A 24,052-nucleotide genomic window follows, 5' to 3' on the forward strand; every position below is an offset into this window, starting at 1 on the left:
TTTGATTGCTGAGCCTTGCGCGATGGGGTCGGAAAGGCGTTGCGCGCGCTTGGCATGAACTGCCGCAAAGGCAATGCCCGACGATAGCGCGATTTCTCGACGCTCGCCATCGACCCGTTAAACTCGTCTGATCGAAACCAGTTCAATCAGCCGACCATACGCATGAATTCGCGTCATCCGCCGTTCTTCGGCATTTCGGGCCGCTCGGGCCAGGGCAAGACCACGTTGATCGAAGCGCTGCTGCCGTGGCTGCGCGCACACGGCCTCATGGTCAATGTCATCAAGCACAGTCATCACTCGATCGAACTCGAGCCGCCGGGCAAGGACAGTGCGCGCTTTCGCCGCGCGGGCGCCGCGGAAGTGCTGATCGCATCGCCTTACCGGTATGCGATCGTGCGCGAATTGAACGGCGACGCGGAGCCGCCGCTTGCCGAACTGGCAGCACGGCTGTCTCACGCGGACCTCGTGATCGTCGAGGGATTCGCGCGTGAAGCGATGCCGCGGCTCGAAGTCGTGCGGCCCTCGGCGGGCCGCGATCCGCTTTACGAGACCGATGTGGAGATCGTTGCAATTGCAACCGATGATGCCGCCGCGATCGAATCGAGCTTGCCGATACTCGATCTGAATGACATCGCGGGCATCGGCGCGTTCATTTGCGAGCGCGTGGGCATCGTGCTGAAAGATCAGCTTTCGGCGAGGCCGTGACGCGCCATCGCGAGTGCTTCTTTCAAGACGTCGTTATCGCCGATATGGTTCGCGAGCAGCAGCACGAGCTTCGCGTTGAGCATCTGGCTCGCTTCGTCGGAGAGTCCGTTGTGCGCGTCGATGAGGCGCTCGTAGAACGCATCGTGATCTGCGATATTCAGTTCGAGATTGAGCTTCATACGATTCATCATCCGTTGCAGGTTGCACGTTTGACCGCCGCTGCGACCGATGCGGCATCGAAGGCGCGCCAGCGCGCGCACACATGTTGATCGGGACGCAGCAGATAGAACGTGCCGGGCCGTGCATCGAAGCGATGCGCGACCATGCCTTCCACGTCTTCGATCACGGTCACGCCCGGCACCGCGCAGGTCATGCCTCTCGGCACGACGATCAGCGCACGCACGGGCAACGGCGCCTTCGACAACGCCGCGAGGCTTTGCGCGCAAACCTCCGGGCCGTGACCGAGTCCGCAGAAATAGATGCCCGTGAACGCGCCGCCGTGAGTCTGAGGCAAGAGCCATGCGTCGCGGTCATCGACGCGCACGGGCGCATCCACGCACGGCGCGCCGGGAATCATCGCGCAATCGAAGGCATCGCCATCCGCGTCGGGTGTATTGAGCGTCGAGTCGCGCAGCACCGCGGGCACCGAAAGACGCCCGCTGTTCGCCATGCGCCGCGCGAATGCGCAATCCTTCGCGAGATTGAGCGTCGCATCGCGAAAGAGGCGTGATACCGCGCTCTTCGGGGTGATGAAGTCGGTGGCGCGCGTCGAGTTGAGGATGTTTTCGTCGGCGGCGTATTCGCGTTCGGACGCGTAGGTATCGAGCAGCGTGTGCGGCGCATCGCCGTTCGCGACGAGCCTGAGTTTCCACGCGAGATTGTCCGCGTCCTGCACGCCGCTGTTCGCACCGCGCGCGCCGAATGGCGACACGCCGTGGGCCGAATCGCCCGCAAAAATGATGCGCCCGTGTCTGAAGCTGTCCATGCGCAGACACGAGAACGTGTACACGCTCACCCATTCCAGTTCGAATTCGGCGTCTTCGCCGAGCAGCGCCTTCACGCGCGGAATCACACGCTCGGGCGCTTTTTCAGCGACGGGGTCCGCGTCCCAGCCGAGCTGAAAGTCGATGCGCCATACGTTATCCGGCTGACGATGCAATAGCACAGACTGGTTCCGATGAAACGGCGGGTCGAACCAGAACCAGCGCTCGGTGGGAAACGGCGCCTTCATCTTCACGTCGGCAATCAGGAAGCGATCTTTGAACGTGCGCCCGTGGCTGTCGAGACCGAGGGACTTGCGCATCGGGCTGCGGGCACCATCGGCGGCCACGACATACTGCGCCTTGAGCGAATAGTTTCCATCGGGCGTTTCGATCTGCAATTCGACGTGATCGTCATGCTGCGTGACGCCGGTGACAGTGCTCTTCCAGCGCAATTGCAGTTGCTCCAGCTCCATCGCGCGTTCGGCGAGAAAGCCTTCGACGTAGTACTGCTGCAAGTTGATGAACGCGGGCCGCGCATGTCCTGTTTCCGGCAAGAGATTGAACGTGTAGACGAGGTCGTCATGCAGAAATACCTTGCCGACGTTCCAGCTCACGCCCTTCTCGATCATCCTGTCGCCGCAGCCAAGGCGATCGAAAATTTCCAGCGTGCGCTTGGCAAAGCAGATTGCGCGCGAGCCGGTCGACACCGTGTCGTCGTTGTCGAGCAGCACGGTGCGCACGCCTTGCTGGGCGAGGTCGATGGCCGTTGCAAGACCGACCGGGCCCGCGCCGACCACGGCGACGGGATAAGGCGAGGACGCGGGCGCATCGTGCTCGGGCGCGCGCTCGTATTCAAAGCGCAGACTGGCGTAATTTACGGACATTCGATCGTCTCCATCGTCGAGCCTGGCTCGGCTCACGCGCGAATTTCTTCGCTCTCGGTTATCTGTTCATCATTGTACAAGTCGTTTTATACTGTTGAATTTAGGTTTACCCGTATGTCGACCGGTGCTGGCTCTTGACGATTGCAAACTTTCGGCTGGATCCCGTTTTCGTGTCGGTCTAATAGTTCCCCCTGTGGGGGCAGCACCTACTTTCTTTAGGACCGCGCCGCTGCCGAGGGATACGCGGGGGAAACCATCAAAAGGGAGCACACGCGGACCCGGTTGACCCATCGGCCGCAAAGCGGGCCGGAGCTATTTCGCGCCGAACCCGTTTGTCGTCCAGCGCAAGGTGACAGACCGTGCGCGATCCAAGCCCCGGGCGTTTTGTGGGGGCACTCGCTATTGCCGGGCCATTAAGTCAATCGCCTGTGCGGCGGCCGGCATGAAGCACTTTGGATGGGAGAAGCTGTTTCTTTGGTCACTTTCTTTGCAGCAGCAAAGAAAGTAACTGCCGCCCCGCACAGGGGCAACGCTAGCAAACCAATAACAAAACGGGATCCGGCGTCAAACCGAGAGGAACCACCTACGGACGCTCGGAACGCACCGAATCAGACAGCGACGAAACCGAGCATCTTCGATACGCGCTGCGCGCACGCGTGCAGTCCCTTCGCGATGTCGCCATCCCATGCGCCGTCGAACGAGCCGCTCGGTCCGATCGCCGTGATCGCGAGCACGATATGGCGCGTGTGATCGAACACCGGCGCGCTGATCGCGCTGATGCCGGCGACGGGTTCGTCGATCGCTCTCGCGATACCGTGCTCGCGCACTTCGGCGAGCATCGCGTCGATCTGCGCGCGCGTGTACTCGCGACGCTCGGCGCCGGTCTGCAACGCGCCCGCGCGCTCGATCGCGACGAGCGCATCGACCGTCATCGGCGGCAGGTAGGCGGCGAACGCGCGGCCCGTCGCGGTCTGCAGCAGCGACATCACCGTGCCCGTGCGCATTGTCACGTGGATGGGCACGCTCGCCTGCTGGATGTGAACGATGGTCGGTCCATAACTACCCGCGCTCGCGAGCGCGACCGTATGCTCGATGCGCGGCGTCATGTTCGCCACTTCCGCAATCGCGAGACGCACCGGATCGACGCGCTGCAGGCTGATCAGCCCCATTTGCAGCGCGAACGGGCCGAGTTCGTAGCGGCCCGTTGCGGGGTCCTGCTGAATCAGGCCGAGATTGCCGTACGACACGAGATACGGATGCGCCTTCGCCGAGGGCATGCCCGCCTTTCTCGCAAGATCGCCGAGCAGCATCGGGCCGCCATGATCCACCAGCGCACGCAAGAGCGCGCCTCCGACTTCGATCGATTGAATCCCGCGGCGCACTCCGCTCATGCCTGACCTTCTGTTGTTGTCGATGATGCGCGCGATGATAACCGCATCGTCACGGCTTGGGGCCTAGCCTGGCGATCAACTCGCGATGTTGCGGATAGCGTGCTTCCAGCGTCCCAGGCGTGGCGAGTTCGAACTCGCTGAACTCGAAGCCCGGCGCGACCGTGCAGCCGGCGAGCGCCGCGCCTTCTTCATCGTGACATTCGGCCGCGAACCAGTCGCCCGCTTTGACGACGGCCTGAAACAGGGTATCCGCATGCTCGAGCGCGTTGCCGAGGCGATGCGTGACGAGCGTGCCGTTCGCATCGAGCACATGGACGTCGATGGGATCGCCGGCGTAGAAATGCCAGACTTCGTCGGAGCGGATGCGATGCCATGCGGAATGCCCGCCGTCACAGAGCAGGAAATAGATCGCGGTCGAGGCCGAGCGCAATTCGCCTTCGCTTTCGCGCGTGACGTTGCCGCTCGCGCGATAGGTCTCCCGGAAGAACCCACCTTCAGGATGCGGTTCGAGCTTCAGCCGCGCGATCAATTCCCGGCTGTCGATGCGTGTGCGCTGCATGTCGTTCCTTTGCCAGAGCGGTCGTGGTTCGCGTATTCTGCATCGGATTGCCCGTGTGAATACTTTCCTTCATTCAAGCGACGGACACCATGACTCTCTCCTCTTCCTTGCTGAACGCCTTCGCGCCGACAGGCACGCTGCGCGCATCGATCAATCTCGGCAATCCGATTCTCGCGCATCGAACCGACAGCGGCGAGCCGGGCGGCGTATCGGTGGATATCGCGCGCGAGCTCGCATCGCGGCTCGGCGTGCCTGTCGCCTTCACGTCGTTCGACCGGGCCGCGGAGTCGGTCGAAGCGGTCACGAACGATGGCGCCGATATCGGCTTCTTCGCGATCGATCCGCTGCGCGGCGCGGGCATCGCGTTCACCGCACCCTACGTGCTGATCGAAGGCTGCTACCTCGTGCGCGATGCGTCGCCGCTCACGCGCAACGAGGATGTCGATCGCGAAGGCAACCGCATCATGGTCGGCAAGGGCAGCGCATACGATCTCTTTCTCACGCGCGAGATCAAACATGCGCAAATCGTGCGCACGGCGTTGTCGCAGACCGTCGTCGATGAGTTTTTGCGCGACAACCTGGAAGTCGCGGCGGGCGTGAAGCAGCAACTCGAAGCCGATGCAGCGCGCACGCCCGGCTTGCGCCTGCTCGAAGGACGTTTCATGGTGATCCAGCAGGCGATGGGCCTGTCGAAGACCCGCAGCGACGAAGCTGCGCGCTATCTGAGCGAATTCGTGGAGGATGTCAAACGCTCAGGCTTCGTCGCCGAGGCGCTCGCGCGGCACGGCATCAAGGGCGCGTCGGTCGCGCCGGCCGCGCAGAGCTGAGCGATCCGATATGAGCGCAGACGTCACCGTCGCCGTGACCGACTGGATCGACGCGACTTTCGAGCAAGACGTCGCGGGCGCCCTCGCCGCATTCAATCGCGCGCGGCTCGGGCCGAGCCAGCAGCGCGATCTCGCCGTGTCGCTGTATCGCGATGACGATTTTCTCGGGGGGCTCGCGGGCTACACCGCGTGGGATTGGCTCTTCGTGAAATGGCTGTGGATACGCGAGGACGCGCGCGGCGCCGGACTCGGCGCACGCGCGCTCGAAGCCGCCGAAAACGAGGCGAGAAAGCGCGGCTGCCGCGCCGCGTGGCTCGATACGGTCAACCCCGCGGCGCGCGCGCTCTACGCGCGCTGCGGTTACGAGACCTTCGGCGAGCTTGCCGATTTTCACGCGGGCCAGGCGCGCTATTTCATGCAGAAGCGATTCTGAACACCCGGCGTTTTGCATTCTGCATTCATTGAGCCTTCTTGCATGATGCGTTTTGTATTACGCATTCAATTTCAGTCGCGCTGCGGCGCGCGCCGTGATCGCGCCGCGCGCCGCCAGCGACGGCGCGCAACGTTCGCGCACATCGCTGACGACGGCCGCGGGCGCATGCGCCGGATCGCCCGCGTCGAACGGCGGCGCGGGCGCGTATTCCATCTGCAGTTGGATCGCCTGCGCCTCGTGCTCGCCGACGAGTTCCGCCGCGAGCGTCAACGCGAAATCGATCCCCGCCGTGATGCCGCCACCCGTGAACAGATTGCCGTCGCGCACCACGCGCTCGTGCACCGGCATGGCGCCCAGCTCCGCGAGCAGTTCGTGGTAGGCCCAGTGCGTCGTCGCACGCTTGCCGCGCAGCAGGCCGGCCGCGCCGAGCACGAGCGAACCGGTGCAAACCGACGTCACGTAACGCGCGCTCGCCGCCTGCTCGCGAAGGAACGCGAGTGTCTCCTCGTCTTCCATCAGATCTCCGACGCCCGAGCCGCCGGGCACGCACAACACATCGAGCGCGGGGCAATCGGCGTAGGTCGCGTCGGGCGTGAGGATCATGCCGGCGCTCGATTTCACCGGCTCGCGCCTCTTCCAGACGAGATGCACCTTCACGTCGGGCATGTGCGCGAAAACGTCGTAGGGGCCGGTCATGTCGAGTTGCTGCAGGCGCGGGAACAGCAACAGGCCGATATGTAGCGTCATGGTCTTCTCCTTGGTCGATGGTGTGTGCAGTGGACGAACCGATGCTACGCCGCTAGGCTATGGCGAAATTGACACACGCCCCACGTTTTCCGCCAACTTCGTTTCCGGAGACCGCCATGCCGGCCGACGCCCCACGCACCATCGACGTGCTCGCCTTCCCTGATGTCCAGTTGCTCGATGTCGCCGGTCCGTTGCAGGTCTTCGCATCGGCGAACGATCTTGCAAAGGCTGCGGGCTTGCCGCCGCCGTATCGTCCGCGCGTCGTCGCGCGAGGCGGTACGGTGCGCGCCTCGGCTGGACTGGGGCTCGTCGGCGACGCGCTGCCCGCGCCGAACGAAGCGTGCGACACGCTGATCGTCGCGGGCGGTTGGGGCGTGCACGAAGCGGTGCACGATCGCGAACTGGTCGACTGGGTGCGCGCGCGCTCGGCGCACGCGCGGCGCACGGCGTCGGTCTGCACCGGCGCATTTCTGCTCGCGGCGGCGGGCCTGCTGAACGAGCGGCGCGCCGTCACGCACTGGACGCGCTGCGCGGAACTCGCCACGCGCTTCCCGTCGGTCCACGTCGAGCCCGATCCCATCTTCATCCGCGACGGCGACGTGTGGACTTCCGCCGGCGTCACGGCGGGCATCGATCTGTCACTGGCGCTGGTCGAGGACGATCTCGGGCGCACGCTCGCGCTCGACGTCGCGCGCCAGCTCGTCGTGTTCCTGAAGCGCCCCGGCGGGCAGGCGCAGTTCAGCGCGGCGCTGTCGCTGCAGAAATCAGGCGAACGCTTCGGCGAACTGCATGCGTGGATCGCCGAAAATCTGGCGGGGGATCTGTCGGTCGGCGTGCTGGCTGCGCGCGTCGGCATGAGCGAGCGCAGCTTCGTGCGCCATTACCGAGCGCAGACAGGCACGACGCCCGCGCGCGCGATCGAACGCATGCGGCTCGAAGCCGCGCGGCGCCTGCTCGGCGATACGGCGCTGCCCGTGAAGCGCGTCGCCGCGCGCTGCGGCTTCGGCACCGAGGAAACCATGCGCCGTGGTTTTCTGCGTTCGCTCGGCGTGTCGCCGCAGGCTTATCGCGAGAGATTCACCGGGCACGACCGCGCCGACGCCGCGCAACCCGCATGAACGCCCGCACGTGCCGGCGCGACGGCTTTTTTTGTCCTGCGTACTCAAGGCTGTAAGCTCGCTGCCGTTACCCCATTAAGAACGTTTGCTTGAGGCGCGCGCCCCGGGCGGCGTGCGAGCGCAGTCGCTGAACGAGAACCGCCCGCCGTGGCGACAAAATGGCCTGGAGCGCCGATGAGTGTGTTTCCCGCGTACGACGCGCAGGTTGCCCGCGCAACCGCGGTCGAACCTGCAGCCGTAACGGCGACCGACGACAAGGTCTTCGCCAGCGTCGCGCCATCGATCGACGCCCTGTTGCACGAGGCCGCCGCGATGGGCTGCCCGCAACAGTGGGCGTGGTATCGCGCGGGCGAGCAATTGCATCTCGAGCGGCGCGGCGATACGCCGCTGCCCGGCGCGCAGACATGGCCGCATAGCATCGCCGAGGAACGGCTCGCGGAGATCTGCGGCGCGCAGGGCTGGCACTGCTGGCCGACCGGGCGCGGCGAAAGCGTGCTCGGCTGGCTGCTTGCGCCCGTCGCGCATCGCGACGACGCGCATCTCATCGAACTCGCGCGCACGCTCGGCGAGCGCGTGCAGGCCGACGCGCTCGCGCGCGCGCAACTCACGCAGCGCGTGCTCTATGAGATTGCCTATCTCGCGAGCTCGGTGCCCGAGCGCGCCGATTTTCTGCGTGGCGTGCACGAACGGCTCGGCACGCTCATCGACGCCGAGAATTTTTATCTGGCGCTCTACGATCGCAAGTCGGGGAAGATCACGTACCCGTATTACGTCGATGTGATCGATACCGATGTCGTCGCGGCCGAGAACTACGACATTCTGAATCCGGCGCGCCTGTCGATGACCGGCCAAGTGCTCACGAGCGCGCAGCCGCTTTTCATCACCGCCGCCGATATCCGCGCGGCCGAGCGCGCGGGCCGTTTCTACTGTATCGGCGATCGCCCCGAGTTCTGGATGGGCGCGCCCCTCAAGAATGCGAGCGACGAAGTGTTCGGCATGCTCGCGATGCAGGTCTACGACGTGTCGCGCATTTACACCGCCGAGGACCGCGCACTCTTTCTCGTCGTCGCGCGCCATGTGGCGATGGCGCTCGACCGAATCCTGCACCGCGCGGATCTCGAAGAGCAGGTCGCGCGCCGCACCTCCGAACTGTCGAAGCTCAACGCGGCGCTGCGTCATGGCATCGCGGAGCGCGAGCGTTCCGAGCACTTGCAGGCGGCGCTGTATCAGATCGCCGAGCTGTCGAGCCGTCCGGGCGACATGATGGAATTCTTTCGCAGCCTGCATGGCATCGTCGGCGAGTTGCTGTATGCGCGAAACTTCTTCATCGCGCTCTTCGAAACGGAAACGGGCGAAGTGTCGTTCCCGTATTACGTCGACGAGATCGTGCAGGAGCGCCCCGCGCCACGACGCGGTCAGCGCGGCCTCACGGAATACGTGATACACGAGCGGCGTCCCCGCCTCATCGATCATTCGGAAGCGTTGCGTCTCATCGAAGAAGGCGCATTCGAGATCGAGCATCGCGAAGTGCGCCTGCGTTCGTGGCTCGGCATTCCGCTCTTCGATGGCGACGTCGTGCGCGGCGTGCTCGCCGTGCAAAGCTATTCGCCGCTCGTGCGCTATTCGCTGCGCGATCAGGAGTTGCTGACCTTCGTGTCGCGCCATATCGACACCGCGCTCTCGCGCCGTCGCGATGCCGAAGCGCTGCATGCCGCGAATCTGGAACTCGAAGCGCGCGTGCAGGCCCGCACGCGCGAACTCGACGATGTCAACGCGCGCCTGCTCTACGAGAACTCGCACGATTCACTGACGGGCCTGCCCAATCGCAGCCATCTGATGCAAAAGCTGCGCTGCGCATGGCGCGACTATCAGACGCGCGGCGACCAGCTCGCGGTGATGTTCATCGACCTCGACCGCTTCAAGGTCGTGAACGACAGTCTCGGCCATCACTTCGGCGACATGCTGCTCGTGCAGGCGGCCGCGCGTCTGCGCGACTGCCTGCGCTCGACCGATCTGCTTGCGCGTTTGGGAGGCGATGAATTCGCCGTGCTCTCGCCGAATGCGCACGTGCGCGACGCGGTATCGATCGCCAAGCGCATCCTGGCCGCGTTCGATCTGCCGTTTCATATCGAAGAGCATGTCGTGTTCTCGTCGTGCAGTATCGGCATCGTGAGTGCGGACAGTCAGTTTCATACCGAGCCCGCCGATCTGTTGCGCGATGCCGATACGGCGATGTATCGCGTGAAGAACGCGGGCCGCGACAGCTTCGTCGTATTCAATCAGGAACTGCGACGTCAGGTGTCGGATCAGGTGGAACGCGAAGGCGCGCTGCGCAACGCCATCAAACGCGACGACGAACTGGTGCCCTACTTCCAGCCTATCGTCGATGTGAAAAGCGGCGAAGTCGTTGCGCTCGAAGCATTGATCCGCTGGCGTCAGCCCGATGGTCACCTCGTCGGGCCGGGTGAATTTCTTCCTTCGGTCGAAGGCTTGAGGCTCATCGGCAGGCTCGATCTGTATATGCTGGAGCGTGTCGCGGCCATCCTCTCCAATGCGCGCTTTGCGCACTGGCCGCCGGTGCATGTGAACTGCTCCAGCTACAGCATGACGCGTCCGGAATTCGCCGACGACGTGCTTGCATTGTTGCGGCGTTATCGCGTGTCGCCGTCGCGCGTGTGTCTCGAGTTGACGGAAGGCGCGCTCGTCGCCGAACCTGCGCTTGCGCGCCGCACCATGCAGCGCCTCGCGGACAACGGCATGTCCGTCGTGCTCGATGACTTCGGCGCGGGCTTCTCATCGTTGAGCTACGTGCATCAGTACCAGTTCACGGGCCTGAAGATCGACAAGTCGTTCATTCTCGAACTCACCGAAAGTCCGCGCAGCCGTGCGATCGTGCGCGCAATCGTCCGCATGGCCGAATCGCTCGATCTGACGCTCGTTGCCGAAGGCGTCGAGGACGCAGCGACGCTTGCCGTGCTTCGCGACATGGGTGCCGCGCAAGCGCAAGGCTATTTCTTCGACAAGCCGCTGCCGCTCGACGCGCTCACACGCGCATCGCTTGCGCCGCGCTCGACGACGGCAAGCGCGGCGCTATGAGTGCACCGCGCTTCAAGGCATGCCGCCCAGCGACGGCGAGATGATGCTGCCCGGCTCGCCCTTGGGCTCGCCGCTTTCATCGAACGCGGCGCGTGTCGAAACGGGCGCGTGATTCTTCGCGCAGGTCTCGACGCTGTCGTTGCCGAGGCATTGCTGAAAGCTGTCGGCGGTGGCCTTGGCGTCGAAGGTATAGATAGTGTCGCCGACCTTTATTTCTGTGTCGGACACGCGGTCTGCTGAGATAGTCATGTTGCGCTGCCTCCATTTTCGTTGAGTCGCGCCGACGAGACAGCATCAAGCGCGCCGAGGACGGGTACAGCCGTTGCTGATTCGTAAGCGTTATCGTCGCGTCGAACAGGAGGCGTAAATGGCACAGCATCCCGCGCATTCGCAGAATCATCGGCATCCGGACGAGCCGCCACCCCAAGAAATCGCCCGCGCGCTCAAGGGCGCCGAGTATCCGATGGGCAAGGAGAAACTTATGGCGCTGGCCAAAAGCAATGGCGCGGACGGCGAAGTTATCGCCGTACTCAACAAAATGACCGATCGTAATTTTGATAGCGCAGACGCCGTGCTGCGTGAAGCAGCCCGTGCGGAGTGATATGCGCGGCTTTCAAATGTACTCCGCGATGCGGCATCCATCGTGTTGCATCGCGCGACCGACACTTGTCTGAGCAATAGCTATTCTTGGCAGGTCCGACAGGGTTATCCCTCATCCGGACGGTGTTCGAGGGTTTCCATCACCGCTATAAATAAATTAAATGAACGCCGGTGCAATTTCCAATCGTGCATATGTCTTTATCGCGCTAGGATGAGAATGCGTCGATTTGGGATGCGCGGCTTTGCACGGCGCCCGCAGCAGTTGAACCGCGCAATGGCCCGGCATCCGTCTGGCCAATCATTGCACACGGAGGCTCTATGAAGTGGGAAACCCCGAGTTTCACCGATATGCGCTTTGGCTTTGAAATCACGATGTATATCGCCACACGCTAAATCGAAAATGACAAAACGGCCATAAAAATGGCCGTTTTGTTTTTCAGCTTATCGGATAGCCGTCATTTGCGCTGTAACGGTTCGGTATGTTTATTCGCCGGATCGGGAAGATCCGCGTTCTGCGCATCGAGCCCGCCCTTGCCCGGGACCTCCGGCTCATTGCCCGACCCATACGGCACTTCCGCCGTCTGATGCGGGTGTTGATCGAGCCGCCGGTTCTCCGGCTCGATTTCCGCTGCATTCGGCTTGGGAGCGGAATGCGGTTGCTCATGGCGCTTCTCTTCGCTATCGCTCATCGTAAGTCTCCTTTCGCTTGTTACGTCGAAGATACGAGAGCAACGCGCGTACCACTACGCGAAAACAAAGAGGCCCGCATCTGCTGCGGGCCTCCGTTAGCACCACTGCAGTGAGAAGCTCAGATTGCCTGCGTCGACAGTGCCGAGCCGATCACTTCGTTCGCCACCGCATCCACGGCCTCTTTCACGATGCCGACGATTTCGTCCACTTCTGCACGCGTCGTGACAAGCGGCGGCGCGAAGCCGAGGATATCGCCATGCGGCATTGCACGCGCGATCACGCCGCGTTCAAGCGCCGCCGCCGATACCTTCGGGCCGACCTTCAACGCCGCATCGAACGGCTTGCGCTCGCCCTTGTCGGCCATGAATTCGAGCGCCGCGAGCATGCCCGCGCCGCGCACTTCACCGACGAGCGGATGCGCATCGAACGCTGCATGCAGTTGCTGCTGCAAATACCCGCCGACATCGGCGGCATTCTGCGTGAGGTTCTCGCGCTCGAGAATATCCAGGTTGGCGATCGCCGCGGCCGCGCAGATCGGATGCCCCGAATAGGTCCAGCCGTGGCCCATCGGACCGAACTCCTGCGAACCTTTCTCGATGACATCCCACACCTTCTCACCGACGATCACGCCCGACAACGGCGCATATGCGCTCGTGAGCCCCTTCGCGACGGTGATGAGATCCGGCTTGATGCCGAAATGCTGCGCACCCATCTTCGAGCCGAGACGACCGAAGCCGCACACGACTTCATCGGAAATCAGCAGGATGTCGTGCTTCCTGAGCACGTCCTGGATTGCTTCCCAATAGCCTTGCGGCGGCGCGATGATGCCGCCCGTGCCCATCACCGGCTCCGCGATGAACGCGGCGATCGTATCCGCACCTTCCTTCGCGATCAGCCTTTCCAACTCTTCCACGCAATATGCGGTGAACGGCGCTTCGCTCATGCCGGCCGGCGCCTTGCGATACCAGTGCGGACAAACCGTGTGCTTTACGCGATCGATCGGCAGATCGAAGTTCTGATGGAAGCTCGGCAGTCCCGTGAGACTGCCCGTCACGATGCCCGAGCCGTGATAGCCGCGCTCGCGCGAAATGATCTTCTTCTTGTTCGGGCGGCCGAGCACGTTGTTGTAGTACCAGACGATCTTGATCTGTGTTTCGTTCGCGTCCGACCCGGACATGCCGTAATACACCTTCTTCATGCCTTCGGGCGACCAGCCGATGATGCGTGAGGACAATTCGATGATCGTATCCGTCGAGTGACCGACATACGTGTGGTAATACGCGAGCTTCTTCGCCTGCTCATAGATCGCTTCGGCTACTTCGGTGCGGCCATAGCCGATGTTCACGCAATAGAGACCCGCGAACGCATCGATATAGTTCTTGCCCTGATGATCCTGGATCCGGATGCCCTTCGCGCCGGTGACGATCTTGCCGGGCAGCGCGCCGCTTGCATGATCGTGCGCATGCGTCGACGGATGCATGAAGTGCGCGCGGTCTTCGGCGAACAGTTGCTCGAGCGATTGATTGTGCTGGGTCATGTGCTTCTCCTTGATTCGATGATGCGTGTCTTTGAGGATAGTTCTTTCAGGCCGCGCTCGTGAGCGGCAGGCCGAGATTGCCGAGGCAGAAATATTTCGTTTCGACGAAGGGCTCGAAGCCTTCCGCGCCGCCTTCGCGGCCGAGACCCGATGCTTTCATGCCGCCGAAGGGAATCGGCGCGCCGGTGAATTTCACGCCGTTCACCGACACCATTGCGAAGTCGAGTCGACGCACGAGCTGAAAGATCGTGTCGATGCGATTCGCGCACACGTAGGCGGCGAGACCGTATTCCGTGTCATTCGCGCGCATGACGGCTTCGTCGAGCGTATCGAACGCGGAAATCGCGGAAACAGGCGCGAAGTTCTCTTCGTCGTATATGCGCATGCCCGGTTTGGCATCGGCGACGACGGTCGGTTCATAAAACCAGCCGCCGAGCGCATGGGCGTTGCCGCCTGCGGTGATGCGCGCGCCCTGCGCTTTCGCATCCTCGACACGCGCGACGGTCGCATCGAAAGCGGCCTGATGCATGAGCGGGCCGACATCGACATCGGCTTCGAATGCCGTCCCCACTTTCAGCGCCTTAACCGCTTCCGTATAGCGTTCGACGAATCGTTCATAAAGCGAACGCGCGACGAGAATGCGATTTGCGGCGCAGCAGTCCTGGCCCGAGGTCTGGAACTTCGCGCCGACTGCGACGCGCACGGCGTGCTCCAGGTCCGCATCTTCGGTCACGATGAAAGGCGCATTGCCGCCCAGTTCGAGCGCGAGCTTCTTGATGCCCGCCTGCGCCGCCGTCTTCGCGACGAGAGTGCCGACGCGCGTCGAACCCGTGAAACTCACGGCGCGCACGCGCGTATCGCTGACGAGCGTTTCCATCGCCATTTGCGGTTCGCCGATGACGACGTTGAACACGCCCGGGGGAAAGCCGGCTTCTTCGGCGAGTTGCGCCAGCGCGATCGCGGAGAACGGCGTTTCGTGTGCTGGTTTCACGACGACGGAACAGCCCGCTGCAATGGCGGCGGCGGCCTTGCGCGTGATCATCGCCACAGGGAAGTTCCACGGCGTGATGAGCGCGGCGACTCCGACCGGCTCCATCACCGTGCCGAGATGCGCGCCGTCGATATGGGTCGGAATGGTGCGGCCCGTCAGACGCTTCGCTTCGTTCGCGAACCATTCGATGAAACTTGCCGCATACGCGATCTCGCCTTTCGATTCGGCAAGCGGCTTGCCTTGTTCGAGAGACAGAATGCCCGCGAGGTCGGATTGATGACGCATGATGAGCTCATGCCAGCGCAACAGCAGTGCGCTGCGCTTTTGCTGCGGCATCCAGCGCCAGGACTGGAATGCGCGATCGGCGGCGTCGATTGCGCCGACGATTTGCGCACGATCGAGCATCGGCACATGACCGATGACGTTTTGATCGGCGGGATTGGTCACTGCGATGGATGCGGCGCTGTCGCTATGGACCCAGCGGCCGTCGATATAACAAAGCGATTTGAATAGAACGGGATGACCCAGCAGCATGTTCGTCTCCTTGCTCGAAGCGTGCATTCGCTTGATTGATTCGATGCATCTAGTCTACGGTTCGTGCGGTCGGGGGATTTTTTGTTATCGGCTGGGCGTGTTGTTGTTTTTTCTGTCTGGGTTGAGGGTTTTTGGGGGTTTTTGGGGCGGGGCATTTGCGTGGAATCCTGTTTTCTCGTTGGTTTATTAGCGTTGCCCCTGTGCGGGGCAGTGCTAATAAACCAATAACGAAACGGGATCCGGCGAAACCACAAAGTCACATCACATCATCAGCCCAATCCGGCGGCCCACTAGCCACATCCTTCACGACTTTGGTAACGATATAGGTGAAGTACCTCTCGATCCCCAACTCCTCCACGAGCAGTGAATCAATGAACCGCTGATAGTGATCGATATCCCGCGACACGACCTGCAGCACGTAATCCACGCCACCCCCGGTGGCATAGCACTGCACGATCTCGGAAGCCGCCGCGACGCGCTCCTCGAAGCGCCGCATATCCTGCGCGGTATGACGCGATAGCGTCACCTCGACGACGATGCGGCTGCCCTTGAACGCACCGGTCCAGTCGATATCCGCGCGATACCCCCTGATGAGTCCGCTGTCTTCGAGCTTCTTCACGCGCTCCCACGCAGGCGAGATCGACAGATTGACCTCCTCCGCAAGGCGCGATTTCGTAATGCGGCCATCCCGCGCAAGAATCCGCAGAATAGCCAGATCGTAGCGGTCGAGCTTGATCAAGTCACACGCTCACGGCAATGTTGCGCTCGACGATATCCGCGACCACGGCCACGGTATCGCCCGTTTGTACAAGGCCCGGAAAGTGCCGCGCCGCCAGCAACCCGTCACGCTTCGCACGATATTCAACCGGCGCCGCCCCCGTGCGCGTGATGTCGTACACGCGCGCCAGCACGTCGCCCGCCTTCACCATGTCGCCAAGATCACGGCACATTTCGAGCAGGCCCGCATGCTCGCTCGTCGTGTAGCAGGAGCCATCCGGCATGTCGAGCAGCGTCGTCGTGCGCGCCTGATCATGCGTCACATCTTTCTCGATGATGCCCGCATACGCGAGAAATCCGTACACACCACGCTCCGCGACCGCGACGCTCTTCGCCGTCGACGAGCCGCCGCCGCCCAGTTCCGTCGATACGAACACCTTGCCCGCCTCCTCCGCTGCACTGTCATAGAGGCCGATGCTATCGAGCTCGAGCATGCGCATCGAATACGGCGCGCCGAACGCGCGCATCGCAGCTTCGCAACGTGATTGCTGTGTACCGTCGCTCAGCACGTGAATCGCCGCGAACGGCAGGAAGTCGAGCGTGCGGCCGCCCGCGTGGATATCGAGCACATAATCGGCGAGCGGCAACAGATGACGCTGAAAGTAATCCGCGATCTTCTCGGTCACCGTGCCGTCCGGCTTGCCGGGAAAGCTGCGATTCAGGTTGCCCGCATCGATCGGCGAGGTGCGCGAACCCGCACGAAACGCGGGATAGTTCATGAACGGCACGATGATCACGCGGCCGTTCACGTCGCCGGCCCTGAGTGTCGATGCGAGCTTCGCCAGCGCGATCGGCCCTTCGTACTCGTCGCCATGATTGCCGCCCGTGAGCAGCGCGGTCGGTCCGTCGCCGCGCTTGATCACGGTGACCGGAATCATCACCGCGCCCCACGCCGAATCGTCGCGCGAATACGGCAGCTTCAGGAAGCCGTGCTGTTCTCCATCGGCGTCGAAGTCGACGGTCGGGCTGATCGGTGACGCGCGCATCGTGCTACTCCTTCACGAACAATTTGCGAGGCGTGTTGCAGAAGGTCTCGACGCCGGTGTCCGTAATCAGGATGCTCTCCGTGATTTCGAGGCCCCAGTCGTCGAGCCACAGGCCCGGCATGAAGTGAAACGTCATGCCGGGTTCGAGGACGGTCTCGTCCCCGGGACGCAGGCTCATCGTGCGCTCGCCCCAGTCGGGCGGATAGCTCGCGCCGATCGGATAACCGCAACGGCTGTCCTTCTCGATGCCGAACTTGCGCAGCACCGCGAAGAATGCATTGGCGATGTCCTCGGTCTTGTTGCCCGGCTTCGCCATCGCAAGGCCCGCTTCGATGCCTTCGACAACCGCCTTCTCTCCTTCGATGAAATGCTGCGGAGGCTTGCCGAGATACACCGTGCGCGAGAGCGGGCAGTGATAACGCCTGAAGCATCCGGCGATTTCGAAGAACGTGCCCGCATTCGCGGTGAATACCGAGTCGTCCCATGTGAGGTGCGGCGCGGCGGCATCGGCACCGGTCGGCAACAGCGGCACGATCGCGGGATAGTCGCCGCCGTAACCGTCGGCGCCCGTGATGCCGGCCTCGTAAATCTGTGCGACGAGGTCACTCTTCTTCATGCCCGGCTCGACCTTGTCGAGGATGCGCGCATGCATCTTCTCGACGATGCGCGCCGCCACCCGCATGTACTCGATTTCACGCGCCGACTTCACCGCGCGCTGCCAGTTGACGAGCGCGGTGGCGTCGACGAACTTCGCGTCCGGCAGATGCTGGGTCAACGACGCATACGCCTTCGCGCTGAAGTAGTAGTTGTCCATCTCCACACCGATGCGCTTCTTGTCCCAGCCGCGCGCGGCGATCACTTCGGTCGACAGGTAATCCATCGGATGGCGCACCGGCGACTGCACATAGTGATCCGGATAGCCGACGATATCGTCGTGCGACATGAACACCGTGCGCTTCGCGCCGTTCGCGTCCTGCCCGCGGCCGTACCAGACAGGGTCGCCGTCCATCGCGAGCAGCACACATTGATGCACGTAGAACGACCAGCCGTCGTAGCCGGTGAGCCATGCCATGTTGGTCGGGTCGGTCACGATCATGAGATCGATGCCCGCCTTCTCCATCGCACGCCGCGTCTTCGCGATGCGCGCGTCGTACTCGCCGCGCTCGAACGGCAGGCGTACCACGGGCGCCCTGCGTTCATCCGCTTTCTTCTGTTGCATGATTTCGGACATCGTCCCCTCTATCAAGCGGTCACATCGTTGTGAAAAATGGTTCCTGCCTGGACCGCGCGCGCACGCTGAATGGCGAGCGTTGCGATCGCGGTGTCCTGCGCGCCGGTGCCGGTCAGATCGCACACGGTCACTTCATCGTCGTTTACGCGGCCCTGCGCCTTCTTCGCGATGACGTCGCCCAACTCCGGGAAAGACGCATCGGCAGCGATCACGCCGGCCTCGATCGCGTGATGCAATTCGCCCAGCACACGCACTTGCTGCACGCGATCGCATACATAGCGCGCCTTCGCAAAGACATCCGGTGCGATCTCGTTCTTGTGCTCGGCGTCGGAGCCCATCGCCGTGATATGCAGGCCGGGATGCAGATCCCGCGCGTGAATCAAGGGCTCGCGGCTCGGCGTCGTCGTGATGGCGATATCCGCATGCTTGAGCGCCTGACTGACACTGTCCGCGACATCGCATGGCAAGCCTTCGCAGTCACGCGCAAATCGATGCGCGCTTTCGGCATCGCGCGCCCATACGGTGACGTGCTCGATATCGCGCACGAGACGCAACGCCTTCAATTGCAGACGCGCCTGCTCGCCCGCGCCGATGATCGCCACGCGCCTCGCATCCTTGCGCGCAAGCCAGCGTGACGCGACCGCGCCCGCGGCCGCGGTGCGCACCGCGGTGAGATAGCCGTTGTCGAGCAATACGGCCTCGGTGAGGCCCGTGCGCGCCGACAGCACCAGCATCAGCCCGTTCAGGCTCGGCAAACCCAGCGACGGATTGTTGAAGAAGCCCGGACTGACCTTGATCGCGAAGCTCGGAAAGCGCGGCAAATAAGCGGTTTTCACGTCGACTTCGCCTTCGTGCTCGGGTATGTCGAGACGCAGGATCGGCGGCATCGCAACCGCTTCGGTCGCGAGCGATTTGAACGCGGCTTCGACTTGCTCGATCGCGTCGAGGTCGAGCGGCACGAGCTTGCGCAATTGCGCCTGCCCGAGCAGCACGGTGGAGGTATCGATGTTGGACATGGGTTCAGGCCGCTCCGATCAGGCGGCGATGCGTTTCGATATCGATATTGCTGCCGCTCACGACGATGGCGATGGGCCCGTCCTGCACCGCAATCGCGCCATCGAGCAGCGCCGCGATGCCCACCGCGGCCGCGCCTTCGACGACGAGCCGCTCTTCGCGATACGCATGCACGATGCCGCGCGCGATCGACACTTCATCGAGCAGCACGACGTCGTCGATGAGATCGCGCGTCATCGCGAAGGTATGCCGGTTTTCGAGGCCGATTCCGCCGCCGAGCGAATCGGCGAGCGTCTCCAGTTCATCGACGAAAACCGGCTTGCCCGCCGCGAGACTCGCGTGCATCGCGGCGCCGCGTTGCATGGACACGCCGATCAGCTTCGTACCGGGACGGATGTTCTTTGCCGCGAACGCGATGCCGCTGAAGAGCCCGCCGCCCGACAAGGGCACGACGATGCTCGCCGTATCCGGCAGCGCTTCGAGAATTTCGAGGCCGATGGTGGCCTGTCCCGCGATCACGCGTTCGTCGTCGAAAGGCGGCACGAATGCATAGCCTTCTTCGCGCACGAGACGTTGCGCTTGCACCTGCGCATCGTCCTGACTCTTGCCGTGGATGACGACGCGCGCGCCGAGCGCCGCCACCGCATCGACCTTGTTCTTCGGCACGAGCGACGACATGCACACCGCCGCTTCCATGCCGAGCGCGCGCGCCGCGTGCGCGACCGCGCGGCCATGATTGCCCGTCGATGCCGTGACGACACGGTTGCATCCCTGCTCGGCGAGTTGCGCGAGCGCATTGGTCGCGCCGCGCAACTTGAAGCTGCCCGTGGGTTGCAACGTTTCCAGCTTCAAATGGACCGGCACCCCCGCGATGCGCGAGAGTGACAACGAATGAACCAGCGGCGTGACGAGCGCGCGGCCTTCGATGCGCTGGCGGGCGCGGTAGACATCGGCGAGCGTGAGTGCGGACATGAGTGACTGGGTCGCGTGTTGGGTAACGATGCAACCCAGTCTAATGTCCTAAAAAATCGTTTTCGATTGTCCTAGTTCATTTAGTTGAAGTCGTGCACGTGCGGGTACTGGCCGAAGACCTCGCGCATGGTTTCCACGGCCGTGCGGAACGTACTCTCGCCGACTTCCGCGCCCACGCACAGCCGCACGGCATTGGGCCGGTCCGCGCCGCGCACGAGAAACGGATCGGGCGATGTCACCGCGATATTGCGATTGCGCAGCTCGCGCGTGATGCGATCCGCTTCCCATTCGTCGGGCACGCGCAGCCAGACCGACAGCGCGTTCGGATGACTGCCGAGTACATAGTCGCCGAGCACTTCGCGCACTACGCCCTGGCGCGCGGCAAGCCGCTCGCGCTGAATCTGCACGAGACGTTGCGCCGTGCCATCCATGATCCAGCGTGCGCTGACTTCCGCAATCGGCAATGTCGCCATCCAGCAACTGACGCGCAGCACGCTTTCCGCGCGCAATGCAAGACGCCGCGGCACCGTCATGAAGCCGGTACGCAGGCCGCTCAGCACCGATTTGGTCATGCTCGTGCAGTAAAACGCGAGTTCCGGAATCAGGCTCGCAATGGGTGTCTGCGTCCTGGCGGGCAGCGCACCGTAGACATCGTCCTCGATTACATACACGCCATAGCGCTCCGCGATACGAGCAATGGCGCGGCGGCGCGAATCGGGCATCAGCGCAACCGTGGGATTGTTCAGTGTCGGCGTGCACACGAGCGCGCTCACGCGCTCGCTGTCGCAGACCTCCTCGAAGTGCTCCGGGCGAATGCCGTGCTCGTCGATTTCCAGGCCTTTGAGCGTAAACCCCAACACATTTGCAGAGCCGATCACGCCGTGATCCGTGAGGCTTTCGCACAGCACCGTATCGCCGGGCCCGACGATGCTCGCCAGCGCGAGGAAGATGCCATGCGCGGCGCCATTGGTGACGAGCAGGGTCTCCACCTTCGCGGGCATGTTGAGCGACGCGAGCCATTCGACGCCCGCCTGGCGATGACTGTCGAAGCCCGCTATCGGCCTGATTGCGCGAATCCACGGCTGATCGTCGATGGTCGACAACGTCGCGCAGACCTTGCGCCACATCGCGTCGTGCTCGGCCGTATGCACGATGCGCGCAATGGAAAAATCGACCACCGAACGCTCGGCCGTGTCGAGCATGTAATTGGACATCGTTTCGGTCACGCGCGCGGTGACGAAGCTGCCGCGCCCGACTTCGCAACGAATCAGCCCTTGCCGCTCCAGTTCCTTGTACGCGTTGGTCACGGTCTGCACGCTGATCGCGAGATCCGACGCGACTTCGCGCTGCGGCGGCAAACGTGCGCCCGATGCGAGCGCGCCGCTTTCTATGTCGGCCGCCATCGCCTTGACGAGCCGCTTGTATTTGGACTGCACGCCTTGCACCGTGCGCACGGCGTCGCGCCATCTTTCATTCACGTGCCTGCTCCTCGCATGCCTGGTTCCATGCGCAATAGTGGCGCAAAAGCGCGCGTGAAAATAATTGTCCTAGAGCAATCGGAACAAATATATGGCTTTGTATTCTGCGTCGGTGGCTGCGCTGCGAGTCGATTCAAAGCCCTGCGGGATAAGGGTTTTCTCGGTGATTCGCGCATTCGCGCCATCGGATGGCCTACTCGATCACGCTTGAAAAACCATCACTACGGGAACGATATGAACACGAAGCGACTGTCTGGAATGCTGGCAGCAGCGTGCGTCGCGGCAGCTAGCCTTGCCGCCTATGCCACGAGCGCGAGCGCGGAAACCACGTTGCAGCGCATCCAGCGCACCGGCGAGGTGCGTATCGGCTATGCGAACGAAACGCCTTTCGCCTACACGACGCCCGATGGCACCGTGACCGGCGAATCGCCCGAGATCGCGAAGAAAGTGTTCGCCAAGCTCGGCGTGAAGAAGGTCGATGCGGTGCTCACCGAATGGGGCGCGCTGATACCGGGCCTGAAGGCCGGGCGCTTCGATGTGATCGCGGCGGGCATGTACATCACGCCGGAACGTTGCAAGCAAGTGGCGTTCGCCGATCCGCAATACCAGATTCCCGACACGCTGCTGACGATGAAGGGCAATCCGAAAAACCTGCACAGCTATGCCGATGTCGCAAAGCAACCGGACACGAAACTTGCTGTGATGGCAGGGACGGCCGAACTCGGTTATGCGCGCCAGGCCGGCATCAAGGACGACCAGATCCTGCAGGTTCCGGACACCACCGCGCAATTGCAGGCCGTGCGCGCGCGCCGCGCCGACGCAGCGGTCGGCACCGCATTGACGATGAAAGGTCTCGCCGGAAAAGGCGGCCCGCAGGTCGAAGCGATCAGCCAGTTCAACGACGATCCGAAGCACACCGGTTACGGCGCGCTCGCGTTTCGCCCCGAAGACACGGATCTTCGCGACGCCGTCAACAAGGAACTGCATCAGTGGCTCGGCACCGACGATCACCTGAAGACGGTCGCGCCCTTCGGCTTCGACAAGTCCAACGTGACGACCAAGAAAGCGCCGGAGCTGTGCGCCGGTTGAGCGGGCTTCAATAGCGACGCGCAGCGTCCATCCATTCGCGAGGAACCGTCATGAGTGACCTCAATGAGCTTTTGCCCCTGATGATGAAGGGCACGCTCGTCACGATCCAGATCGCCGTCATCAGCATCCTGCTTGCGATCGTCATGGCGGGTGTCGCGACGGCGTTGCGCGCCGCGCCCTACCGCGCCGTGCGCTGGGCCGGCAATGTCTATGTCGAGGTGTTTCGCGGCACGTCGTTGCTGGTGCAGCTATTCTGGCTCTTCTTCGTGCTGCCGCTGCCGCCCTTCAACGTGCAACTGACGCCTTTCACCGTCGCGATCGTCGGTCTCGGACTGCACTACGGCGCCTATGGCTCGGAGATCCTGCGCGGCGCGCTGCGCTCCGTGCCCGGCGGGCAATATGAAGCGGCGCTGGCGCTGAACATGCCCGCGGCCGCGCGGCTGCGCCGCATCGTGCTGCCGCAGGCGATGATCAACGCGCTGCCGCCCGCGACCAACCTGATGATCGAGCTTCTGAAAGGCACCTCGCTCGTCTCGCTGATCACGCTCTCGGACCTCACGTTCCGCGCGCGCCAGCTGGACGAGGCGACCTTCAAGACGGCGGAAGTCTTCGGACTCACGCTTCTCATCTACTTCGTGCTTGCGCAGGTGATCGTCGCCGTCATGCGCGTGTTCGAACGGCGCGTAAGCAGTCATGTCGCCATTCGCCGCACTGTCCCGGGGGCTGCATCATGACATCGCTGGGTCAACTCTTCGATGTGAAATACGCGCTGCATATCCTGCCCGAACTCGCGCGCGCGGCGACCTACACGATCGGCATCACGCTTGTCGGCTTCGCGATTGCGCTCGTGCTCGGCCTCGTGCTCGCGATCATGCGACGCAGCGAATTCGCGCCGCTCGCCAGGACGACCGCGTTCTTCATCGAGTTCATTCGCAGCACGCCGCTGCTGATCCAGGTGTACGTGCTCTTCTATGTCGCGCCGCTCTATGGCTTTACGATGTCCGCGCTGACGGCCGGCACGCTCGGCATCGCGGTGCACTATGCGTGCTACGTGTCCGAGGTGTATCGCGCGGGGCTCAACGGCGTCGCGCGCGGACAGTGGGAAGCATCGTGCGCGCTGTCGCTCTCGCCGTGGCGCACATATACCGGCGTGGTTCTGCCGCAGGCGATTCGCCCGGTGATTCCCGCACTCGGCAACTATCTCGTCGCGATGTTCAAGGACACGCCGGTGCTCTCCGCGATCACCGTCGTCGAACTGATGCAGCAGGCGAAGAACATCGGCTCCGAGACGTTCCGCTATCTCGAGCCGATCACCATGACCGGGATCTTCTTTCTCATCATCAGCGTGACGTTCGCTTCGGGCGTGCGTCATCTCGAACGGCGCGTGAGGCTGCCATGATGGTTCAGCAT

The 24,052-nt window shown here is 63.1% G+C and carries 25 protein-coding genes; 10 read left to right on the forward strand and 15 right to left on the reverse strand.

Going from position 1 to position 24,052, the window contains the following annotated elements:
• Positions 1–162 precede the first annotated feature (162 nt).
• On the forward strand, positions 163–705 hold the full coding sequence (gene mobB / locus NCT32_RS18215) for a molybdopterin-guanine dinucleotide biosynthesis protein B (RefSeq protein ID WP_061115630.1): 543 nt from the start codon (positions 163–165) through the stop codon (positions 703–705).
• On the opposite strand, the gene NCT32_RS18220 is transcribed toward mobB, so the two are convergent.
• From NCT32_RS18220 to NCT32_RS18235, 4 genes are all read right to left on the reverse strand, one after another.
• Positions 684–893: a DUF2783 domain-containing protein gene (locus tag NCT32_RS18220; RefSeq protein ID WP_061116044.1), complete on the reverse strand. Its 210-nt coding sequence runs from the start codon at positions 891–893 to the stop codon at positions 684–686. The two genes, mobB and NCT32_RS18220, sit on opposite strands and share 22 nt — an antisense overlap.
• Positions 893–2,572: an FAD-dependent oxidoreductase gene (locus NCT32_RS18225; RefSeq protein WP_061115629.1), complete on the reverse strand. Its 1,680-nt coding sequence runs from the start codon at positions 2,570–2,572 to the stop codon at positions 893–895. The genes NCT32_RS18220 and NCT32_RS18225 overlap by 1 nt, the downstream gene beginning before the upstream one ends.
• A gap of 608 nt (positions 2,573–3,180) precedes the next feature.
• Positions 3,181–3,963 carry an IclR family transcriptional regulator gene (locus tag NCT32_RS18230; RefSeq protein WP_061118122.1) on the reverse strand — a complete coding sequence of 261 codons (783 nt, stop codon included), beginning with the start codon at positions 3,961–3,963 and terminating at the stop codon, positions 3,181–3,183.
• Positions 3,964–4,012: 49 nt separating this feature from the next.
• Entirely contained in the window at positions 4,013–4,522 is a 510-nt protein-coding gene (locus tag NCT32_RS18235; RefSeq protein WP_061118121.1) for a cupin domain-containing protein, read from the reverse strand.
• An 89-nt stretch (positions 4,523–4,611) separates the two neighbouring features.
• On the opposite strand from NCT32_RS18235, the gene NCT32_RS18240 reads away from it, so the two are divergent.
• Positions 4,612–5,349, forward strand: coding sequence for an ABC transporter substrate-binding protein (locus NCT32_RS18240; protein ID WP_061118120.1), 738 nt, complete (start codon positions 4,612–4,614; stop codon positions 5,347–5,349).
• A 10-nt stretch (positions 5,350–5,359) separates the two neighbouring features.
• Complete coding sequence (locus NCT32_RS18245; RefSeq protein WP_061118119.1) at positions 5,360–5,782, forward strand: N-acetyltransferase; 423 nt, start codon at positions 5,360–5,362, stop codon at positions 5,780–5,782.
• Positions 5,783–5,839: 57 nt separating this feature from the next.
• On the opposite strand, the gene NCT32_RS18250 is transcribed toward NCT32_RS18245, so the two are convergent.
• On the reverse strand, positions 5,840–6,529 hold the full coding sequence (locus tag NCT32_RS18250; RefSeq protein WP_061118118.1) for a DJ-1/PfpI family protein: 690 nt from the start codon (positions 6,527–6,529) through the stop codon (positions 5,840–5,842).
• 59 nt (positions 6,530–6,588) lie between these two features.
• On the opposite strand from NCT32_RS18250, the gene NCT32_RS18255 reads away from it, so the two are divergent.
• Both NCT32_RS18255 and NCT32_RS18260 read left to right on the forward strand, forming a co-directional pair.
• Positions 6,589–7,647, forward strand: coding sequence for a GlxA family transcriptional regulator (locus tag NCT32_RS18255; protein WP_061118117.1), 1,059 nt, complete (start codon positions 6,589–6,591; stop codon positions 7,645–7,647).
• A 174-nt stretch (positions 7,648–7,821) separates the two neighbouring features.
• A complete protein-coding gene (locus tag NCT32_RS18260) occupies positions 7,822–10,743 on the forward strand; it encodes an EAL domain-containing protein (RefSeq protein ID WP_061118116.1) in 2,922 nt (973 codons plus the stop codon).
• A 12-nt stretch (positions 10,744–10,755) separates the two neighbouring features.
• Here the strand turns inward: NCT32_RS18260 and NCT32_RS18265 are convergent, their stop codons facing one another.
• Positions 10,756–10,992, reverse strand: a complete 237-nt coding sequence (locus tag NCT32_RS18265) for a hypothetical protein (RefSeq protein WP_061118115.1) — start codon at positions 10,990–10,992, stop codon at positions 10,756–10,758.
• Between the two features lie 118 nt (positions 10,993–11,110).
• Between NCT32_RS18265 and NCT32_RS18270 the strand changes: the two genes are divergently transcribed.
• Together NCT32_RS18270 and pqqA are read left to right on the forward strand one after the other, a co-directional pair.
• Positions 11,111–11,344 (forward strand): DUF2795 domain-containing protein, encoded by a 234-nt coding sequence (locus tag NCT32_RS18270; protein ID WP_061118114.1) that lies wholly within the window; start codon positions 11,111–11,113, stop codon positions 11,342–11,344.
• 317 nt (positions 11,345–11,661) lie between these two features.
• On the forward strand, positions 11,662–11,736 hold the full coding sequence (gene pqqA / locus NCT32_RS18275) for a pyrroloquinoline quinone precursor peptide PqqA (protein ID WP_008353049.1): 75 nt from the start codon (positions 11,662–11,664) through the stop codon (positions 11,734–11,736).
• 62 nt (positions 11,737–11,798) lie between these two features.
• On the opposite strand, the gene NCT32_RS18280 is transcribed toward pqqA, so the two are convergent.
• From NCT32_RS18280 to NCT32_RS18320, 9 genes are all read right to left on the reverse strand, one after another.
• A complete protein-coding gene (locus NCT32_RS18280) occupies positions 11,799–12,032 on the reverse strand; it encodes a hypothetical protein (RefSeq protein ID WP_250477444.1) in 234 nt (77 codons plus the stop codon).
• A 119-nt stretch (positions 12,033–12,151) separates the two neighbouring features.
• On the reverse strand, positions 12,152–13,570 hold the full coding sequence (locus NCT32_RS18285; RefSeq protein ID WP_061118113.1) for an aspartate aminotransferase family protein: 1,419 nt from the start codon (positions 13,568–13,570) through the stop codon (positions 12,152–12,154).
• 46 nt (positions 13,571–13,616) lie between these two features.
• Entirely contained in the window at positions 13,617–15,095 is a 1,479-nt protein-coding gene (locus NCT32_RS18290) for an NAD-dependent succinate-semialdehyde dehydrogenase (protein WP_061118158.1), read from the reverse strand.
• 256 nt (positions 15,096–15,351) lie between these two features.
• Positions 15,352–15,834 carry an Lrp/AsnC family transcriptional regulator gene (locus tag NCT32_RS18295; RefSeq protein ID WP_061118112.1) on the reverse strand — a complete coding sequence of 161 codons (483 nt, stop codon included), beginning with the start codon at positions 15,832–15,834 and terminating at the stop codon, positions 15,352–15,354.
• Position 15,835: 1 nt separating this feature from the next.
• Entirely contained in the window at positions 15,836–16,858 is a 1,023-nt protein-coding gene (gene doeB / locus NCT32_RS18300; RefSeq protein WP_061118111.1) for a N(2)-acetyl-L-2,4-diaminobutanoate deacetylase DoeB, read from the reverse strand.
• Positions 16,859–16,862: 4 nt separating this feature from the next.
• Positions 16,863–18,089, reverse strand: a complete 1,227-nt coding sequence (gene doeA / locus NCT32_RS18305) for an ectoine hydrolase DoeA (protein ID WP_061118110.1) — start codon at positions 18,087–18,089, stop codon at positions 16,863–16,865.
• A gap of 11 nt (positions 18,090–18,100) precedes the next feature.
• Positions 18,101–19,105, reverse strand: a complete 1,005-nt coding sequence (locus NCT32_RS18310; protein WP_061118109.1) for a cyclodeaminase — start codon at positions 19,103–19,105, stop codon at positions 18,101–18,103.
• A gap of 4 nt (positions 19,106–19,109) precedes the next feature.
• Positions 19,110–20,075 (reverse strand): hydroxyectoine utilization dehydratase EutB, encoded by a 966-nt coding sequence (gene eutB / locus NCT32_RS18315; RefSeq protein WP_061118108.1) that lies wholly within the window; start codon positions 20,073–20,075, stop codon positions 19,110–19,112.
• Positions 20,076–20,155: 80 nt separating this feature from the next.
• On the reverse strand, positions 20,156–21,553 hold the full coding sequence (locus NCT32_RS18320) for a PLP-dependent aminotransferase family protein (protein ID WP_061118107.1): 1,398 nt from the start codon (positions 21,551–21,553) through the stop codon (positions 20,156–20,158).
• 234 nt (positions 21,554–21,787) lie between these two features.
• Between NCT32_RS18320 and ehuB the strand changes: the two genes are divergently transcribed.
• From ehuB to ehuD, 3 genes are read left to right on the forward strand one after another with little or no spacing between them, the layout of a single operon-like run.
• Entirely contained in the window at positions 21,788–22,642 is an 855-nt protein-coding gene (ehuB, locus tag NCT32_RS18325) for an ectoine/hydroxyectoine ABC transporter substrate-binding protein EhuB (protein ID WP_061118106.1), read from the forward strand.
• A gap of 50 nt (positions 22,643–22,692) precedes the next feature.
• Positions 22,693–23,376 carry an ectoine/hydroxyectoine ABC transporter permease subunit EhuC gene (gene ehuC / locus NCT32_RS18330; RefSeq protein WP_250477446.1) on the forward strand — a complete coding sequence of 228 codons (684 nt, stop codon included), beginning with the start codon at positions 22,693–22,695 and terminating at the stop codon, positions 23,374–23,376.
• Positions 23,373–24,041 carry an ectoine/hydroxyectoine ABC transporter permease subunit EhuD gene (gene ehuD, locus NCT32_RS18335; protein WP_061118105.1) on the forward strand — a complete coding sequence of 223 codons (669 nt, stop codon included), beginning with the start codon at positions 23,373–23,375 and terminating at the stop codon, positions 24,039–24,041. Before ehuC ends, ehuD begins: the two co-directional genes overlap by 4 nt.
• Positions 24,042–24,052: the final 11 nt, after the last annotated feature.

Origin of the sequence: Caballeronia sp. INML2, from assembly GCF_023631365.1 — a bacterium.
GTDB lineage: Bacteria > Pseudomonadota > Gammaproteobacteria > Burkholderiales > Burkholderiaceae > Caballeronia > Caballeronia turbans.

Coding starts and splice junctions, on each gene's coding strand:
- mobB (WP_061115630.1), top strand. CDS start 163: ATGAATTCGCGTCATCCGCCGTTCTTCGGCATTTCGGGCCGCTCGGGC.
- NCT32_RS18220 (WP_061116044.1), bottom strand. CDS start 893: ATGAATCGTATGAAGCTCAATCTCGAACTGAATATCGCAGATCACGAT.
- NCT32_RS18225 (WP_061115629.1), bottom strand. CDS start 2,572: ATGTCCGTAAATTACGCCAGTCTGCGCTTTGAATACGAGCGCGCGCCC.
- NCT32_RS18230 (WP_061118122.1), bottom strand. CDS start 3,963: ATGAGCGGAGTGCGCCGCGGGATTCAATCGATCGAAGTCGGAGGCGCG.
- NCT32_RS18235 (WP_061118121.1), bottom strand. CDS start 4,522: ATGCAGCGCACACGCATCGACAGCCGGGAATTGATCGCGCGGCTGAAG.
- NCT32_RS18240 (WP_061118120.1), top strand. CDS start 4,612: ATGACTCTCTCCTCTTCCTTGCTGAACGCCTTCGCGCCGACAGGCACG.
- NCT32_RS18245 (WP_061118119.1), top strand. CDS start 5,360: ATGAGCGCAGACGTCACCGTCGCCGTGACCGACTGGATCGACGCGACT.
- NCT32_RS18250 (WP_061118118.1), bottom strand. CDS start 6,529: ATGACGCTACATATCGGCCTGTTGCTGTTCCCGCGCCTGCAGCAACTC.
- NCT32_RS18255 (WP_061118117.1), top strand. CDS start 6,589: ATGGCGAAATTGACACACGCCCCACGTTTTCCGCCAACTTCGTTTCCG.
- NCT32_RS18260 (WP_061118116.1), top strand. CDS start 7,822: ATGAGTGTGTTTCCCGCGTACGACGCGCAGGTTGCCCGCGCAACCGCG.
- NCT32_RS18265 (WP_061118115.1), bottom strand. CDS start 10,992: ATGACTATCTCAGCAGACCGCGTGTCCGACACAGAAATAAAGGTCGGC.
- NCT32_RS18270 (WP_061118114.1), top strand. CDS start 11,111: ATGGCACAGCATCCCGCGCATTCGCAGAATCATCGGCATCCGGACGAG.
- NCT32_RS18280 (WP_250477444.1), bottom strand. CDS start 12,032: ATGAGCGATAGCGAAGAGAAGCGCCATGAGCAACCGCATTCCGCTCCC.
- NCT32_RS18285 (WP_061118113.1), bottom strand. CDS start 13,570: ATGACCCAGCACAATCAATCGCTCGAGCAACTGTTCGCCGAAGACCGC.
- NCT32_RS18290 (WP_061118158.1), bottom strand. CDS start 15,095: ATGCTGCTGGGTCATCCCGTTCTATTCAAATCGCTTTGTTATATCGAC.
- doeB (WP_061118111.1), bottom strand. CDS start 16,858: ATGCGCGCGTCACCGATCAGCCCGACCGTCGACTTCGACGCCGATGGA.
- doeA (WP_061118110.1), bottom strand. CDS start 18,089: ATGTCCGAAATCATGCAACAGAAGAAAGCGGATGAACGCAGGGCGCCC.
- NCT32_RS18310 (WP_061118109.1), bottom strand. CDS start 19,105: ATGTCCAACATCGATACCTCCACCGTGCTGCTCGGGCAGGCGCAATTG.
- eutB (WP_061118108.1), bottom strand. CDS start 20,075: ATGTCCGCACTCACGCTCGCCGATGTCTACCGCGCCCGCCAGCGCATC.
- ehuB (WP_061118106.1), top strand. CDS start 21,788: ATGAACACGAAGCGACTGTCTGGAATGCTGGCAGCAGCGTGCGTCGCG.
- ehuC (WP_250477446.1), top strand. CDS start 22,693: ATGAGTGACCTCAATGAGCTTTTGCCCCTGATGATGAAGGGCACGCTC.
- ehuD (WP_061118105.1), top strand. CDS start 23,373: ATGACATCGCTGGGTCAACTCTTCGATGTGAAATACGCGCTGCATATC.